General features: G+C 42.3%; 16 protein-coding genes. All 16 read left to right on the top strand.

The window, feature by feature from the left end:
- The first annotated feature begins 82 nt into the window (after positions 1–82).
- Genes UNSWCS_RS09085 through UNSWCS_RS09010 form a run of 16 tightly spaced genes read left to right on the top strand, consistent with a single transcriptional unit; the run spans position 83 to position 16,614 of the window.
- Positions 83–472: an NAD(P)H-quinone oxidoreductase subunit 3 gene (locus tag UNSWCS_RS09085; protein ID WP_012001119.1), complete on the top strand. Its 390-nt coding sequence runs from the start codon at positions 83–85 to the stop codon at positions 470–472.
- The gene (locus tag UNSWCS_RS09080) at positions 454–966 is read left to right on the top strand and encodes a NuoB/complex I 20 kDa subunit family protein (protein ID WP_021088254.1); all 513 of its coding nucleotides are present in this window, start codon (positions 454–456) and stop codon (positions 964–966) included. Before UNSWCS_RS09085 ends, UNSWCS_RS09080 begins: the two co-directional genes overlap by 19 nt.
- Positions 963–1,727 (top strand): NADH-quinone oxidoreductase subunit C, encoded by a 765-nt coding sequence (locus UNSWCS_RS09075; RefSeq protein ID WP_021088267.1) that lies wholly within the window; start codon positions 963–965, stop codon positions 1,725–1,727. The genes UNSWCS_RS09080 and UNSWCS_RS09075 overlap by 4 nt, the downstream gene beginning before the upstream one ends.
- A complete protein-coding gene (gene nuoD / locus UNSWCS_RS09070; RefSeq protein ID WP_021088250.1) occupies positions 1,724–2,953 on the top strand; it encodes an NADH dehydrogenase (quinone) subunit D in 1,230 nt (409 codons plus the stop codon). Before UNSWCS_RS09075 ends, nuoD begins: the two co-directional genes overlap by 4 nt.
- Positions 2,950–3,180 (top strand): NADH-ubiquinone oxidoreductase subunit E family protein, encoded by a 231-nt coding sequence (locus UNSWCS_RS09065; RefSeq protein WP_021088253.1) that lies wholly within the window; start codon positions 2,950–2,952, stop codon positions 3,178–3,180. The genes nuoD and UNSWCS_RS09065 overlap by 4 nt, the downstream gene beginning before the upstream one ends.
- The gene (locus tag UNSWCS_RS09060) at positions 3,177–3,887 is read left to right on the top strand and encodes a hypothetical protein (RefSeq protein WP_021088257.1); all 711 of its coding nucleotides are present in this window, start codon (positions 3,177–3,179) and stop codon (positions 3,885–3,887) included. The genes UNSWCS_RS09065 and UNSWCS_RS09060 overlap by 4 nt, the downstream gene beginning before the upstream one ends.
- Positions 3,884–6,184 carry an NADH-quinone oxidoreductase subunit G gene (locus tag UNSWCS_RS09055; RefSeq protein ID WP_021088243.1) on the top strand — a complete coding sequence of 767 codons (2,301 nt, stop codon included), beginning with the start codon at positions 3,884–3,886 and terminating at the stop codon, positions 6,182–6,184. The genes UNSWCS_RS09060 and UNSWCS_RS09055 overlap by 4 nt, the downstream gene beginning before the upstream one ends.
- A complete protein-coding gene (gene nuoH / locus UNSWCS_RS09050) occupies positions 6,177–7,172 on the top strand; it encodes an NADH-quinone oxidoreductase subunit NuoH (RefSeq protein ID WP_021088262.1) in 996 nt (331 codons plus the stop codon). The genes UNSWCS_RS09055 and nuoH overlap by 8 nt, the downstream gene beginning before the upstream one ends.
- 8 nt (positions 7,173–7,180) lie before the next feature.
- Positions 7,181–7,819, top strand: coding sequence for an NADH-quinone oxidoreductase subunit NuoI (nuoI, locus tag UNSWCS_RS09045; protein WP_009294977.1), 639 nt, complete (start codon positions 7,181–7,183; stop codon positions 7,817–7,819).
- Entirely contained in the window at positions 7,812–8,348 is a 537-nt protein-coding gene (locus tag UNSWCS_RS09040; protein WP_021088245.1) for an NADH-quinone oxidoreductase subunit J, read from the top strand. The genes nuoI and UNSWCS_RS09040 overlap by 8 nt, the downstream gene beginning before the upstream one ends.
- On the top strand, positions 8,345–8,647 hold the full coding sequence (nuoK, locus tag UNSWCS_RS09035; RefSeq protein WP_004317991.1) for an NADH-quinone oxidoreductase subunit NuoK: 303 nt from the start codon (positions 8,345–8,347) through the stop codon (positions 8,645–8,647). The genes UNSWCS_RS09040 and nuoK overlap by 4 nt, the downstream gene beginning before the upstream one ends.
- 3 nt (positions 8,648–8,650) lie before the next feature.
- Positions 8,651–10,489 (top strand): NADH-quinone oxidoreductase subunit L, encoded by a 1,839-nt coding sequence (nuoL, locus tag UNSWCS_RS09030; RefSeq protein ID WP_021088241.1) that lies wholly within the window; start codon positions 8,651–8,653, stop codon positions 10,487–10,489.
- Positions 10,489–12,000, top strand: coding sequence for an NADH-quinone oxidoreductase subunit M (locus UNSWCS_RS09025; RefSeq protein WP_021088264.1), 1,512 nt, complete (start codon positions 10,489–10,491; stop codon positions 11,998–12,000). The genes nuoL and UNSWCS_RS09025 overlap by 1 nt, the downstream gene beginning before the upstream one ends.
- Positions 11,997–13,487: an NADH-quinone oxidoreductase subunit NuoN gene (gene nuoN / locus UNSWCS_RS09020; RefSeq protein ID WP_004317979.1), complete on the top strand. Its 1,491-nt coding sequence runs from the start codon at positions 11,997–11,999 to the stop codon at positions 13,485–13,487. The genes UNSWCS_RS09025 and nuoN overlap by 4 nt, the downstream gene beginning before the upstream one ends.
- A gap of 22 nt (positions 13,488–13,509) precedes the next feature.
- Positions 13,510–15,879: a hypothetical protein gene (locus UNSWCS_RS09015; RefSeq protein WP_035143824.1), complete on the top strand. Its 2,370-nt coding sequence runs from the start codon at positions 13,510–13,512 to the stop codon at positions 15,877–15,879.
- A 6-nt stretch (positions 15,880–15,885) separates the two neighbouring features.
- Complete coding sequence (locus UNSWCS_RS09010) at positions 15,886–16,614, top strand: HEAT repeat domain-containing protein (protein ID WP_021088244.1); 729 nt, start codon at positions 15,886–15,888, stop codon at positions 16,612–16,614.
- The last annotated feature ends 263 nt before the right edge of the window (positions 16,615–16,877 follow it).

Raw genomic sequence — 16,877 nt, 5'->3', positions numbered from 1 at the left:
TTGAGTGCGCTACTCTTGAGCTATTTCAAGATCAAATAAATTTAAATTTAGTAGAATTTTGAAAAATTAAAAAAGGCGAAGTATGTCACACTCAGAGCTTGACAGCACCTATCTTGGCGCTTTTATCATACTTTTGTTAGCTACTTGTTCGTTTAGCTTGATAACATTTTTATCTTCAAAGATAAGCAAAAAGCTAGCCAACCGCAACACTGAGCGCCTAAAAGTTGGCTTTTACGAGTGCGGACCGACAACCGTAAAACAGCCAAATAAGATAAATATCCACTACTTTTTTTATGGAATTTTATTTATTTTATTTGACGTTGAGGTCATTTTTATGTATCCGTGGGCGGTGGATTTTAGGCTGCTTGGGCTATTTGGGCTCATAGAAATGCTGCTTTTTGTAGCGATCTTACTCATCGGCTTTGCCTACGCTTGGCAAAAAGGAGTCTTTAAATGGCAAAGCATCAGATAAACTACGCTGCAAATGGCGGTCTGCCAGTGGTTTTAACGACCGTTGATAAGCTCGTGCAGTGGGGCAGGAGCAACTCGCTTTGGGCGCTTAGCTACGGGCTTGCATGCTGTGCGATCGAGATGATGGCAAGTGGCGCGAGCAGATATGACTTTGATAGATTTGGCACTATATTTCGCGCTAGTCCAAGGCACTCAGAAGTGATGATCATAGCTGGCACGCTAACTAAAAAGCACGCTGAATTTACAAGGCGCCTTTATGATCAGATGCCTGAGCCAAAGTGGGTCATCTCGATGGGTAGCTGCGCAAACACTGGCGGTATGTTTAACACCTATTCAACCGTTCAAGGTGTAGATCGCATAATCCCAGTTGATATCTACATCCCAGGCTGTGCCCCGCGCCCAGAGACGCTTCAATACGCACTTATGATGCTTCAAAAAAAGATAAGAAAACAAAGTGCATTTAGGGCGCAAAAGCCAAGAAAGTTTGAGATATGAGAGAGTATAAGCCAAAAAACGACCTGCAAAAAAAGCAGTATTACAGCGAGAAATTTTATATCGCCAAGCAGACGCCAAAAGAAGCAGCAAGTGGCTCTAAATTTGACGAAGAGCTGGCTGTTTTAGAGCAAAGCGGAGTGCAAATTTTATCTAGCTACGTGGAGTTTGATCAGCTTGTTCTCTACGTAAATTCAAGTGAAAATTTTAAAGCGCTTGAAGCGTTAAAAGGCTTTGGCTACGAGCAGCTTTGTGAGCTTGCGGCGATTGATTATATAGCGCAAAAAGGTGGATACGAGGTCTTTTATCAGCTTTTAAGTGTTAGCAAAAATAGGCGCGCACGCGTAAAATGCTTTGTCAAAAAGGACGAAATGCTAAAAAGCGTTTGCAAGCTTTATAAAAGCGCAAACTGGGCGGAGCGCGAGATGTATGATCTAAGCGGCGTTCTCATCAAAGATCATCCAAACTTAAAGCGCCTCATCATGCCTGATGACTGGCACTCGCACCCGCTTTTAAAGAGCTATCCGCTAGTTGGCGACGAGGCTGCTAAATGGTACGAGGTGGATAAAATTTTTGGGAGTGAATTTAGAGAGCAGATCGGCGAAGAGAACCGCGACCCAGCCTTTGTGAACGAGAAAGATACCTTTGGATTTTCACGTGTGTTTGACGAAAATGAAGAGTACGAGTATCAAGAAGAAGGTGGCGTGAGATTTGTCAAAAAGGCTAAATTTAACCAAAGCCAGATAGTAAAGGAAAGACCTTGAGCCAGGCACCAAACCGCTTAAAACCATTTTTTGAAAATTTAGAATTTGAGCAAAATGATGGCAAGATGATACTAAATTTTGGCCCACAGCACCCAAGCGCACACGGACAGCTAAAGCTTGTGCTTGAGCTTGACGGAGAAAAGGTCGTGCGCGCTATGCCAGAGGTTGGCTTTATGCACCGAGGTGTTGAAAAGATGGCTGAAAATATGACCTATCAGGAATTTATCCCAGTGACTGACAGGGTGGACTACATCGCCTCAAGTGCCAATAACTACGCATTTTGCGCGGCTGTGGAGAAGCTTTGTGCTATAGAAGTGCCTCGCCGTGCGCAGTTCATTAGAGTGATGCTTTTGGAGCTAAACCGCATCAGCTCGCACCTTTTATTTTTAGCTACGCACGCCCTTGACGTGGGGGCAATGAGCGTCTTTTTATACGCATTTAGAGAGCGCGAATACGTCCTTGATCTCATAGAAAAATACTGCGGCGCAAGGCTAACGCATAGCTCGATAAGGATCGGTGGTGTGCCGCTTGATCTGCCTGATGGCTGGTGTGAGGAGCTGCTTAAATTTTGCGAGAAATTTCCAAGCGACATCACGCTTTACGAAGATTTGCTAAGTGAAAATAGAATTTGGCAAGCAAGGCTAATAGACGTGGGTGTAGTTAGCAAAGAGCTAGCCCTTAGTAGCGGCTGCTCTGGCGTCATGCTAAGAGCAAGTGGCATCGCACGCGACATCAGAAAAGAAGAGCCATATCTCATCTACGACGAGCTAGAATTTGACGTGCCTTACGCCACCAAGGGCGACTGCTACGCAAGATACCTACTTTATATGAAAGAGATGCGCGAGTGCGTGAAAATTTTAAAGCAGTGCGTTAGCAAGTATCAGACAAGTAGTCCAGCCATCATCGCCGATGCGCCAGAGTTTGTGAGCGCTTCAAAAGAGCAGATAATGAGCCAAAACTACTCATTAATGCAGCATTTTGTGCTGATAACTCAGGGACTAAAGCCACCAAAGGGTGAAATTTACTTTGCTAGTGAGTCGCCAAAGGGCGAGCTTGGAATTTATATAAACTCAGACGGCAGCGCAAGCCCGTATCGCCTAAAAATTCGCACGCCAAGCTTTTGGCACTGCGCTATTTATGAAGATATGCTAGTTGGGCAGTACGTGGCAGATGTGGCTGCGATAATTGGCAGCACAAATATCATCTTAGGCGAGGTTGATAGATGAGAAGGGTCGATCTTAGGCATCTAAAGGGCGAGTTTTTAAGCGCTCTTGGACAGCAGATAAAGGCGAGCGAGCCAGGCGAAGTGGTGATATTTTTGTTTGAGATAGGTGATTACAGCGGTGTAACAAAGGCCGTAAATTTGGCTTATAACTTAAACTGCGAGGTGATGAACTCGCTTAAATTTAACCAAGTTGATTGGGCATTAACGATAAAAAAGGGTAAGATATGAAATTTAATGATCTAGTAGCAGGCAAGAGCCTAAGTATCGCAAATTTACTAAGTTTGAGCGACAAAAATTTAGCAAAAAAGATAAAAGAGCACGAGTTTAAATATATCTCATGCTTCGAGGATAACGAGCTTGGCAGTAAAAATTTGATCCGCTGCGAGATAGGATCGATAAGCTACGTCTTGGCGCTTCTTTGTAAGTATGCAAATTTGGTGCAAAATGAGTTTTTTGACGAGCTTGATGATGGGCTCATAAGTGGTGAGTGCAACGTGGGCGAGGAGGAGTTTGAGGAGCTTGGCGAGTGGATAAAGGACGTTAAAAACGTGATCATAGATGACTCACTCTTTGCTCATCCAGACAAAGAGGCGATCTTTTGGCTACTTGAAATTTTAGGCAAAAATGTCGTCTTAGCAGGCGGTGAGGTCAAAGAATTTGCAGTAGGCGGTGAAGTTGGCGAGCTAAGAGAGCTTGACAATTTTGACGGAGCGGTCGTCTATCTAAACAAAAATGCAAGCGACGAGATCGTGGGCGGCGTGCAGTTTGGCATTGTCGCAAAGGCAAAGGATGGCGAAACATTAAATTTAAAGGCAAAAGACTTTAGCGTGAGGGCTAAATTTAGGCTTGACCCAACGCTAAAAGGCACGGTTGCCCTGCTTGGCGCAAAAAAATTTGATGGATATGCATTTAAACAAGTAGTAGTTAGCAAATGAAAATCACCATAAACGATCAAATTTTAGAGGCAAACGAGGGCGAGAGCATCCTAAACATCGCAAGGGCAAATGGCATCTACATCCCTGCGCTTTGCTACCTTAGTGGCTGTTCGCCAACGCTTGCTTGCAGGCTTTGCATGGTCGAGGCAAACGGCAAAGTGGTCTATAGCTGCAACGCCAAAGCCAAAGAGGATATGCAAATTTACACAAATACGCCAGAGATCGCTGCTGAGCGAAATGCGATCATGCAGACCTACTGCGTCAATCACCCCCTTCAATGCGGTGTTTGTGACAAAAGCGGCGAGTGTGAGCTGCAAAATTTGACTACGATCTTAAATGTAAAAGGGCAAAATTTTGCCATTACAGACACGCACAAACCGCACAAAAAATGGGGGCTTATAAACTACGATCCAGCCCTTTGTGTGGTCTGCGAGAGGTGCGTGACGGTCTGTAAAGATAAGATAGGCGAGAGTGCGCTAAAAACGGTGTCAAGAGGCGTTGAGGTGCCAAAAGAGCTAAAAGAGAGCATGCCAAAAGATGCCTATGCCGTCTTTAGCAAGATGCAAAAGAGCTTAATTGCTCCAAGCGTGGGCGAAAATTTAGACTGCTCGTTTTGCGGTGAGTGTATCAGCGTCTGCCCAGTAGGTGCGCTTGTTAGCTCAAATTTTCAGTATAGCTCAAACGTTTGGGAGCTAAGCCGCATACCAGCGGCAAATCCGCACCAAAGCGACTGCGAACTAATTTTTTATGACGTAAAAGAGAAAAACACTAGCGATAGAAGCAAGCAAATTTACCGCGTTAGCAACGACTTTCACTTCGGCGAGATAAGCGGCGCTGCAAGGTTTGCCTACGACTTTCACAACGAAAATGCGCGTAAAAATGAGACGAAATTTAACGAGCTCATCTCAAATTTCAAAAACGGCAATATAAAAAATATAAAATTTAATAGCTTCATAACAAATGAAGAGGCGCTTATTTTAGAGCGCTTGAGAGAGAAATTTGATCTAAATTTACTAAACGATGAGGCTTTTAAATTTCAAAATTTCTTAAATGTTTTTAGCGAATTTAGCGGTCTTAGCTCATATAACGCAGATTACGAGAGCCTAAAAAATAGCGACTTTGTGATCACGGCTGGTAGTTTCTTGCGCCACGAGAGCCCAGTGACAAGCTATAAGCTAAACAACGCCCTTAAGATAAACAAGGCGGCTGGAATTTACTTTCATCACATCGCCGATGAGGTGGTAAAGAAATTTTCAAAGAATTTCGCCTGTGTTAGCCATGAGGCTGAGGAGTTGGAGCAAATTTTACTCTTTGTGCTTAAAAACTGGGGCGAAAATTTACCAGCAGCACTTCAGGCAAGAGTTGAAAAATTTGAAGAGAGCTTTGGCTTAGAAGTAGCCACTTTGAGCGAGGGCAAGGCTAAATTTACGCTCATTTTGGGTAGTGACTTTTACGCTCATGAAAATGCAAATTTACTAGCCGCCCTTGCTGGAGTGATCGCAAGAGCTACGCCCTTTGCTGTGATGCTAATACCACCTCGAACTAACTCGCTTGGCGTGGCTAAAATTTGCACGCTTTCACGCGAGAAAAAGCCTGGCAAGACGCTAGGATACAATGAAATGGGCGAGTTTAAATTCAGCATCTTTGAGGGCGACCTTGACGCTGGTGCGCTAAATCAGCAAGAGGGCACATTTACAAGCATAAATAACGAAGTAGTGCCGACAAATGCGGCTTTATCTCATGGTGGCTACTTTTTAAACGACATCGCAAATGCGCTTGGACTGGCGGCTAAAAATACGATTGATTACACAGCGCAGCTACCAAAGGAGAAGGGCTATAAGGGCGTTAAATTTGATGATTTAGAAAATTTTTACGCAAATGATGGCACAAGCCACAGAGGCTACAAGCTTGAAATCTCAAATTTCACGCCAAAAGAGGATATAGAGCCACTTTTTAAAGAGAAAAATGAGCTAAATTTAAAAGAATACGAAGCGCTTATAAGCCTTGCAAATCCTATAAATTTGCCATCGTTTTTTGCAAACTACGCTACACAAACTGCTAAACGCGCGAAACTTTACGCAAGTAGCGAGTTTATGGCTAAATTTGAAATTTCACAAAATGAAGCGATCATTTTAGAAAAAAATGGGCACAAGCTTGCCATTTGTGTGGAGCTTGATAGCGAGCTAGGAGGCGTGGCGGCCTATCTTGGTGACTACGATGAAAAGCTTGATGTAGGCGCCATTTTTGCAGGCAAAAGCTACGCTAGCGTAAAAATAATAAGGGCAGAGAATGAGTGAAATGCTATTTTTCGTGATAACAACTATTGTTAAAGCAGTCGTCATCTTGGCCGTCATGGCTAGCCTTGCAGGGCTTGCGACCTACGCTGAAAGAAAGGTGCTAGCCTACATGCAGCGCCGCGTTGGGCCTGATATGGTGGGGCCTGCTGGCGTGCTTCAGATCGTGGCTGACATGATAAAGCTCTTTACAAAAGAGGACATCCTCCCAGCAAATGCAAATAAATTTATCTTTCTAATAGCGCCTCTCATCTCTGCTATCGCAGCATTTGCAGCGCTTGCGCCGGTACCATTTTTGCCTGAGTTTGAGGTTTTTGGACATACGATTAGACCGATACTTGCTGACATAAACGTAGGCGTTTTATATATCGCTGGCGTGGCAGCGGTTTGCGTCTTTTCGCCACTTGCAGCAGGTCTTGCAAGCTACAATAAATTTGCACTAATCAGCGCCGCTCGCGCAGTCGTAGCGCTTCTTAGCTTCGAAGTGGTCGCTGGCATGGCACTTTTAAGCGTTGTTATGGTGACTAGCTCGCTCTCGCTAGTTGATATAAATAACTACCAAAAAGGCATATTTAACTGGCTCATATTCAAGCAGCCCTTTGCCTTCGTGCTTTTCGTGATGGCAAGCTTTGTGGAGTGCAACAGAACGCCGTTTTGCCTAACAGAAAACGAGACCGAGATCGTAGCAGGTTACGGCACCGAGTATAGCGGTATGAGATGGGCGATGTTTTTTATCGGCGAATACACAAACATGATCGCAGCAAGCATCATTATCACGCTTCTATTTTTAGGTGGTTTTAATGAGTTTTTATTTATCCCGGGTGCTTTGATGATCATCTTAAAATCAAGCCTAGTCTTTTTCTTTTTCCTTTGGACTAGGGCGTCGTGGCCACATTTAAGGGTTGATCAGCTTAGTATGCTTTGCTGGAAAATTTTACTTCCGCTTGGCATCTTAAATGTCGTAATCACCGGCTTTGCACTACTTATCTAAGGCGTAAAATGAGTGAGAAAAGATATATTTTGATAGACGAAAAGATAGAGCCAAAAGGGGCATTTGATAAATTTAAGCACTTCATCGCCGCTACTTTTAAGCTTGATCTTTTGGTGGGGCTAAAGATCACGCTAAAGCAGATGCTCTTTAGCAAGTCGCACACTCTAAAATACCCTATGCAAAAGATGGAGCTAAACGCTAGATATAGGGGAATTCATAGGCTTTTAAAATTTGTTGAAAGCGAAAATGAGCGCTGCATAGGCTGTGGATTATGCGAGAAAATTTGCGTTAGCAACTGCATCTCGATGAAGACTTCTCTTGGCGAAGATGGCCGCAAAAAGGTCGCAAGCTACACGATAAATTTAAGTAGGTGTGTCTATTGCGGATTTTGCGCTGATGTCTGCCCTGAGCTTGCCATAGTTTGCGGGCAAGAGTACGAGGTCGCAAGTGAAAATAAAATCCTCTTTGGCACAAAGGCTGAGTTTTTAACGGATGATAAATTTCTAAAAGATCAAACCGAGTTTGAGGGCTATGGCGCACTACCTAAAAATGCTAGTAGCCTAGTGAAAAAGACGCCAAATGCGCTTACAAATGAAGATAAGGCAGAAACGATGGATATAAATTTAAAAGGGTCAAGCGATGTATGAGAGCTTTGCATTTTATCTTTTTAGCGCCCTTATATTAGTTAGTTTTTCTTTTAGCGTGCTTTGCAAGAACGCCCTAAATGCAGTCTCTGCGCTAGCTGCTGGCATGGTTTTTATATCAGCTATATTTTTCTTGCTTGGGGCTGAGTTTTTAGGCGTGGTGCAAATCGTCGTCTATACAGGCGCGGTGGTCGTTTTATACGCATTTGCGATGATGTTTTTTGACACCAGCAAGGAGTGCGAGCCAAAAAGCGGCAAAAAAGCAAAGATTATCATCTATCTTCTAAGCAGCTTCATAGCGCTTCTTTTGATATTTATCTTTTTAGCGCCGATCTATAGCGCTAAGCAAGAGGTGGTAAATTCTACCCTCACTAGCCTTGGCAACATCGAAGCGGTTGGAATTTTGCTCTTTAGCAAGTATCTGCTAGCCTTTGAGATGTGCGCTATCATGCTACTTGTGGCGATGGTGGCTGGCATCATCTTGATACATAAAGATATGAACGCGCAAAGCAAATTTGAGGAGATGCTATGATAGGCCTTACTCACTACCTCATCCTAGCAAGTCTAGTCTTTGTCATAGGGCTTGTTGGCATAATGAGAAGAAGAAATTTGATAATGCTATTTTTCTCAAGCGAAATTTTACTAAACTCAGCAAACATCGCACTCGCTGCTATCTCAAAATACTACTTTGACCTAACTGGGCAGATCATCGCATTTTTCATAGTAGCCATCGCTGCTAGCGAGGTCGCCGTGGGACTAGGTCTGCTCGTGCTTTGGTATAAAAAGACTGGCAGCATTAGTTTAGATTCGATGACAAATATGAAAGGCTAAGAGATGATTTTATTTTGTATTTCGCTATTTTTCCCGCTTCTTAGCTTCATCATAGCTGGCATCTTTTCGCATAGCAGTAAGAATTTATTTATCGGTCTTTTCTGCTCGCTTCTCATGATCGTTAGCGCCACAGCTTCACTCATGCTAACGGCTAGTCTTAGCGTAGATGAGCCACTAAATTTAACCCTAAAAGAGTTTATAAGCCTAGGCTCGCTTGATCTTAGCTTTAGCTTCTACCTTGACGCGATCAGCCTTGTGATGCTTAGCACCGTGGGCGTGGTCGCTAGCATCGTGCATATCTACTCCATTGGCTACATGAGAGATGATGCGAGTTTTAACCGCTTTTTTAGCTACCTTGGGCTCTTTGTCTTTTGCATGAACGTCCTTGTTTCAAGCGATAACTTCATAGGGCTCTTTATCGGCTGGGAGGGCGTTGGGCTTTGCTCGTGGCTGCTCATTGGCTTTTGGTATAAAAGGCCTAGCGCAAACGTCGCTGCAAACGAGGCTTTCGTGATGAACAGAGTGGCAGATCTTGCTATGCTTGTTGGCATCTTTTATATATTTTATAGCTTTGGCTCACTTAAATTTAGTGAGGTTTTTAACGCTAGAAGCGACCTTTCTGGGCTAAATTTAGGCATCATCGCCACACTTCTTTTCATAGGTGCCATGGGTAAAAGCGCGCAGTTTCCATTTCACACTTGGCTTGCAAACGCCATGGAGGGCCCAACGCCGGTTTCTGCGCTCATTCACGCCGCGACCATGGTAACAGCTGGCGTCTATCTAGTCATACGCGCAAATTTCATCTTTGCAAACGTGCCCGAAGTCTCGCACTTTATCGCCTGCCTTGGTGCATTTGTGGCGATATTTGCCGCAAGCATCGCGCTAGTGCATAACGACCTTAAAAAGATAGTCGCTTACTCGACGCTTTCACAGCTTGGATATATGTTTGTAGCCGCTGGTCTTGGGGCTTACAAGATCGCACTTTTTCACCTTGTCACGCACGCATTTTTCAAGTCGCTGCTATTTTTATGTGCTGGCAACGTCATGCACGCGATGAATGACGAGCTAAATATCAAAAAAATGGGCGGGCTTTATAAATTTATGAAGCCAACCGCACTTCTTTCTATCATCGCAAGCTGCGCGCTAGCTGGATTTTATCCATTTGCTGGCTTTTTTTCAAAAGATAAAATTTTAGAGGTCGCCTTTAGCGAAGATCAAATTTTGTGGCTCGTATTGCTATTTGGTGCAGTGCTTACGGCTTTTTATAGTTTTAGGCTTGTCATGCTAGTATTTTTTGCAAAACCAAAGAGTGAGGAGCACGCACATGAAGCCAAAAACTACATGCTTGTTGGCATGAGCGTGCTTGGTGTTCTCTCAGTCATTAGCGGCTTTTTTTGGAGCAACTTTAGTGAGTTTTTAAGTAACAGTCTTGGGGATTTTAAGCTAAATTTATCTCACAGTAGTGAAATTTTCTTACTCGTTTTAACGCTTACTTTGGTTCTTGCAAGTGCTGGCTTTGCTGTGTTTGCTTATAAAAAAGAAATTTTTAAAGAGAGCATTTGCGAGAGTAAAATTTACAAAATTTTGCAAAATGCCTACTTTATACCAAAATTTTATGAGAAATTTTTTATAAATGGCTACGCTTTAATCTCTAAAATTTGTAAGAAATTTGATGAGATGATAGTCGATCGAAGTGTTGATTTTGTCGCACTTTTGGTTACTAAATTTGCATATCTTGCAAACAAGATGCAAAGTGGAGATCTAAGCGTCATGCTTAGATTTATGGTCGCAGGATTTGCCTTGCTTTTAAGCTTTATATTTTTATTAAACGGAGCCAAATAATGCTAAGTGTTATCATATTTTTTCCAGCAATAAGCGCAATACTTGGCTTTTTGATAGAAAATAAAAGCATCAAATTTTATGGAGCAAGCATCGCTCTTATCGAGCTTTTGCTAGCCATTTTTATCTGCGTAAATGTCGATTTTCAGGGTTATGACTTTGTTTTAACGCATCAAGTCTCACTCATACCAAGCCTAAATATCAGCTATTTTGTGGGCATCGACACCATCTCGCTTGTGCTTATAGTCCTTAGCGCATTTATGAGCTTCATCTCTATAGCTGCCCTTAGCGATGATGGAAATTTAAAGCACCTTGTTATTAGCGTGCTATTTTTAGAGAGCACGATGATGGGCGTATTTAGCGCGCTTGATATGATCTTGTTTTATAGCTTTTGGGAGCTTAGCCTCATACCGCTTCTTTACATCATCGGCGCATTTGGCAGTAAAAATAGAATTTACGCTGCGATTAAATTTTTCATCTACACATTTTTAGGCTCTGTCTTTATGCTAGTAGCGATCATTTTTATCGGCTATCTGTGCTATCAAAAAAGCGGCGTCTTTAGCTTTAACCTGCTTGATTGGTACAAGCTTGGCATCGGAGAAAATGCTCAAATTTGGCTATTTTTAGCATTTTTCTTCGCTTTTGGCGTCAAAACTCCGCTATTTCCATTTCACACGTGGCTTCCTTACGCACACGGACAGGCTCCGACTATCGGCTCGGTGCTGCTTGCTAGCGTGCTTTTAAAGATGGGCACTTACGGCTTTGTGAGATTTTCACTCCCACTTTTTCCAGATGCTAGCCTGCTTTTAAGTGGCTTTGTCTGCGTCATAGCTATCATCATGATCATCTACGCAGCCCTAGTTGCCTACGCGCAAAGCGATATGAAGCAAGTGATCGCTTATAGCTCCATTTCACACATGGGCGTCATCATGCTTGGCATCTTTTCACTAAATTTAATAGGCCTTGGCGGCTCAATATTTTTAATGATAAGCCACGGCATCGTAAGTGGCGCGCTATTTTTGTTAGTTGGTGTCATCTACGAAAGAGCTCACACAAAAGAAATTTGCGAATTTGGCGGCCTTGCCAAGGTGATGCCAAAGTATGCGCTTATATTTTTTATAGCAACGCTTGCAAGTATCGGCCTGCCACTAACGATCGGCTTTGTGGGCGAGTTTTTGAGCCTACTTGGCGTATTTAAGCTAAACAAGCTCTTTGCGCTACTTGGTGGCTTTAGCATCATCGTGGGCGCTGTTTATATGCTGGTACTTTATAAAAGGGTCTTTTTTGGCGAGTGCAAGGAGAAAAATTTAAGCCTAAAAGATCTAAATTTTAAAGAGTTAGCCGCTCTTGTGCCACTTTGTTTGCTCATAATCATTCTTGGTATCGCACCAAATTTGATACTAAAACCACTTGAGCCAAGCGTGCAAAATATCATAAGTAAAATGCAAACTAGAGCTGTAAATAGCGGCACAAAGGATAAAATTTCATCTTTAAATGGCGGGAGCAAACTATGAACGAAATAGCCTTTTTAGACCTAAACGAGATCTCGCTACAATCACTCTCGCCGATGCTTAGCATGATGGTTTTTGCACTTTTTATCCTCATAGTTGGAGCGATAAAAAAGGATCTTTCGAGGAATTTCTACTGCGTATTTTGTATCATCGCTATATTTGTAAATTTAGGCATTACGCTTGATTTTAACGGGCTTAGCCTAAGCTTTTGGGATATGCTCTTAGTCGATGGAATTTCTATCATCTCGCAGATCATCATCCTAATTGCCTCAGCTCTTTTCATCCCTCTTGCACTTAGCACAAAAGAGTATTTTGAGTATAAAATTTACGAGTACTACGCGCTATTTTTATTTATGATCGCTGGATTTTTGTTTATGGTGAGCTCAAACAACCTACTCATCATCTTTTTAGGCCTTGAGATCAGCTCGCTTTGCCTCTACACCCTAATCGCCCTTCATAACAAAGCAAAAAGCGTCGAGGCTGCCATCAAATACTTCGCGATGGGCTCGCTCTCAGCTGGCTTTTTTGCGATGGCGATAGCGATGTTTTATCTAGCAACAAACTCTATCGATATCGCTCGTATAGGCGTTGTCATAAAAGATCTTAGCCTAAATCAAAATTTAATCATCTTGCTTGGTTGCGTTTTCATCGCTTCAGCCATTGGCTTTAAGCTCTCGCTCATACCATTTCACACATGGATACCAGATGTTTATGAGGGCTCAAATGCCCCGCTAGCAGGCTATATGTCGATCGTGCCAAAGGTTGCGGGATTTATCGTCGCATTAAGAATTTTTGCGATGCTTGAGGGCTCTGGAATTTCATGGATAAAAGATATGCTCTACATCATCGCCGTGCTTACGATGAGCCTTGCAAACATCATGGCGCTAGTGCAAAAGGACGTCAAAAGGATGCTCGCTTTTAGCTCGATAGCTCACGCTGGTGTCGTGCTTTGCGCGCTTGTGGCAAATTCTCACGAGGCAAATGTCGCCTTGTTTTTCTACTGGATCATGTTTTTGTTTGCAAATTTGGGCGCATTTTCTATGCTTTGGGTCGCAAGGTGCGATGACGTCGTCTGCTGGGACAAGCGCTTTAAGCACCCGTATGAGAAATTTTCAGGGCTTATTAAAATTTTGCCAAGCTATGCCGTGATAATGGGAATTTTCATGATAGCCCTTGCTGGCATACCACCTTTTAGCGTATTTTGGGGCAAGATGGTGCTTATCTCATCGCTCATAAAGTCTGATTATGTCGTGCTTAGCCTTATCATCATGATAAACTCGGCGATTGCTATTTATTACTACCTAAAACTCATTGTCTTTATGTTTTTAAAAGAGCCTATCGTAAAAGATAAAAATATCTACATCTCAAACGTCTCGATGGCGCTAAAAGTGATCGTTGGAGTTGCCGTTGCTGGCACGGTCTTTGCCTTTTTATTTTCTGGGGCGATTTTGGAATTTATTGAGCATTTTGTCTTTGCTTCAGGATTTTAGAAAATTTAACTATAATGGCGGCATGAAAAAGCTCTTAACCATCTTATTTTTACCGCTTTATCTATCCGCCTTTAGCCTTAGCCTAAACAGCGGCGCAAACGCAAATAAGCCTTATAGCGTCCTTCAACTAAGCGACGAGAAAGAATTTGAATGTGTGGAGCAAATTTTAGCCTATGACACGAAGCGCTACGTTTGTATGCTCGATGATGGGATCTTGCCAAAGATCGAAGATACGACGCTGCCTTTAATGGACATAAAATATAAAAAGCAAGATGGTAAACTCTTTATCGTCATCATGCCAAAGGCACCTTCAAGGCTGCTAAACGTTCAAACCGAGCTTTACAGCAGTCCAAGCGTGCAAGATACGCCAAAGACGACCATCTCAAAGCACTTTAGTATCATCATCGATACTTCACTAAGCAAAAACAACAAAAGAGTATCTGGGCTAAATTTTTCGCCTGATTTTAGAGATATGCTAAGTCCAAGCATCGGAGCGCTCGATCTTAACAAAGCGCCTATTGCTGGGCTTGATAGCAACGATATAGACATCTACATAAATATAAAAAGAGCTTACGAAAAGGGCGCTTATGAAAGCGTGGTAAAAGATACACAAACAGCGATGAAAAGGCACCCAAACAGCCTTTTTTCAAGCGAGTTTTTACTTTTTAGGCTAAGAGCGCTTGATAAAATTTTTGAGACAAAGAGCGAGTTTGAAGGGCTTGAGCCAAAAGATATCGTAAGCGAGGGCAGAGCTTGGATAAGAAAATTCCCCTCTGATGAGAACTACCCAGAGGTGCTGTATCTCATCGCCAGAGCTTACCTCAAAGATAGCATCGCAAGTGATGCAAAATATATGCTTGACATACTAAGCGAAGAGCATGCAGAGTCAAAATTTACAAAGCTTGCCATGCTTGATTATGCTGACTACCTATATAAAATAGGCAGGCAAAAAGAGGCGCTAAGCGACTATGAAAAGGTGCTCTACTCTACAAATGACATCGACCTTGCAAGCAGGGCAGCACTAAGCCTAGCAGACGCAAATATCGATAAAGAGAAATTTGAAGAGGCAAAGAAATTTGTACTAAAGATCGCAAATGCAAATGAGAAATTTTTCATGAACGATCCGACAAAATCGATGAATTTAGCCTATACATTTACCAGCAAAGATATGCCAGACGTAGCTGCTAAAATTTATGAAATTTTGGTAAATAATAGCGACAGGACAAAGGATTTTTACGAGGCAGCATTAAAAAATTTAGCGTTAAATTTAGCCAAAACCAAAGATGAAAAAAGGGCGTATGAGTATCTAAACAGATACGAAAAAGAGTTTAAATATGGCGATTATATCGATGAGGTCGCTAAGGCAAAGGATGGGCTATTTTTTGAAGAGGACGACAAAAATGCCACTGCACTTCACGCAAGATATAAAGATCTCATCGAAAAATATGCCGGCACAAATATCAGCCAAAAGGCACTAATTAGCGAGCTTGAGCTTGATCTAAAAGAGAGTAAATTTGCCGATGCGCTAGCTTATAACAACCTCGCAAAAGATGAAAATTTAAGCTGGGCGATGGAGCTAGTAAATGAGGCTGCGCTTGAGCTAACAAAAGAGTTTTTCATCAAAGATGACTGCACAGCGGTTGTAAATTTACTCGAAAACTACGATGTGAGCAAGGTCTCTTTGCCACAGTTTAAGCTATTTAACTGCTACTTTAGAACGGCACGTTACAATGAGGCGCTAGAGCTTGCAAAGGCGCATGTAAAGGATGAAAATTTAGAAGATAGAGTCGAGTGGCTGGTAAATTTGAGTAAAATTTTATATAAAAATAAAGACTATGAGCATGCGATCACTGCGGCAAACGACGCGCTCTCGCTTGGCTCAGCGGTCGAGTACTCGGATCCTACGCCATCGCTTTTTGATAGATTTTACTCGTTGCTTGCGCTAAAGCGCTTTACAGAGGCGGTCTCAACGATTGGCGCGATCGAGCAGCTAAGGGGGCAGGACTTTAAGATCATCGAGGCGTACGCAGCTATAAGTGACTATGCGATGAAGAGCAACGACTATGCTATCGCTGCAACCTACGCTAAAAAGGCGCTTGAGCTGCAAACTAGGGCTAAGATAAATACCTTTTCACCAAAGCTAAATTTTGACTACTCAGAGGCTTCACTAAAGACAGATAACCTCGATGAGGCGCTTGATGAGGCGAAATTTATACTAAATATGAAGCTTGAGCCAGAGGACCGCCTGCATGCTCTAAATTTAGCAAGTGAAATTTATATCAGACAAAAGCAGTATAAGCTGGCTAAGCCCTATCTAAACGAATGCGTTGGCTCAAATTTCACAAGTGCTTACAAAGATGCCTGCAAAGCCAAACTTGAGATGATAAAGTAAAATTTAGTGCTAAGTTTAAATGATCTTGAAAAAGAGTATCTGGGACTTAAAAAAGAGAATTTTCAGGACGGCAAAAGGATCAAATTTATCGCAAATTTAGGCGCTAGCGATGAGATAGCGTATCACTATGAGCTCATTTGCAAAGAGTGGCATGAGGGCTGGCAGCTAAATTTAGAAAGCAGTTTTGATAGGCATGGAGGCGCTGGGCTGGAGTTTTTGTTTGAGCGCTTAGCCAAAGAGAGCGATCAAAAACTAAAAATAGAAACCATCTATCTTATAGCGCAAATCCTTTCTAAGTCTAAGCATAGAGATTTTTACACCGCGTTTTGTGACCGCCTTATCCCTCAGATCATATCTTTTTTAGGGACAAATGATACCTTTCGCCGCAAGCTTATAATAGCGCTTGGCTGGGTTGGCACGTTAGAGCAAATAGAAATTTTGATAAGCGAGATGCTTGGTAGCAAAGATAGCCTTTGCAGGGCATGGGCGGCAGCTAGCCTTATGCAGATGTCGTTTCAAAGGGCCAGCCAAGCAATCTTGCAAGATAAAACAAAAGTTGCATTTTTGCAAAGCATCTCTAGCGAAAAAGAGCCATACGCCTGCGCAGTTATAATAGAGGCAGCTCAAAATTTATTTGGCAAAAAGTGGATATCTTCTAGCGCAGCCCAAAATCAAGAGGCCGAAAAGATAGAAAAAGCAAGAAATATGGCGATAAGGTTTTTAGGCAAGGATTAAATTTGCCACTAAGCGGATTGTGTGCTTGATTTTGTTTTGTTTGTTGGTTTATAAAGTAAAAATGGTTTAAATTTATAAGAAATTTTGGCTTTAAATTGAGAAGATTTAAAAATAAAATTTTATATTTTTCGCTTAGAAATAGCGGACAAAATAGCTTTAATTTGATTTAAAATTTAATTTTTTCTTGACATATAATAATGTTTTTTGTATAATCTCAATTCTTTTTTAAATAATCATGTCTTGCTAGCTCAGTCGGTAGAGCA

Origin of the sequence: Campylobacter concisus UNSWCS (assembly GCF_000466685.1) — a bacterium.
Classification (GTDB): Bacteria; Campylobacterota; Campylobacteria; order Campylobacterales; family Campylobacteraceae; genus Campylobacter_A; species Campylobacter_A concisus_A.
The sequence above is the reverse complement of the archived record's forward strand: the minus strand, read 5'-3'. Positions and strand labels throughout refer to the sequence as shown.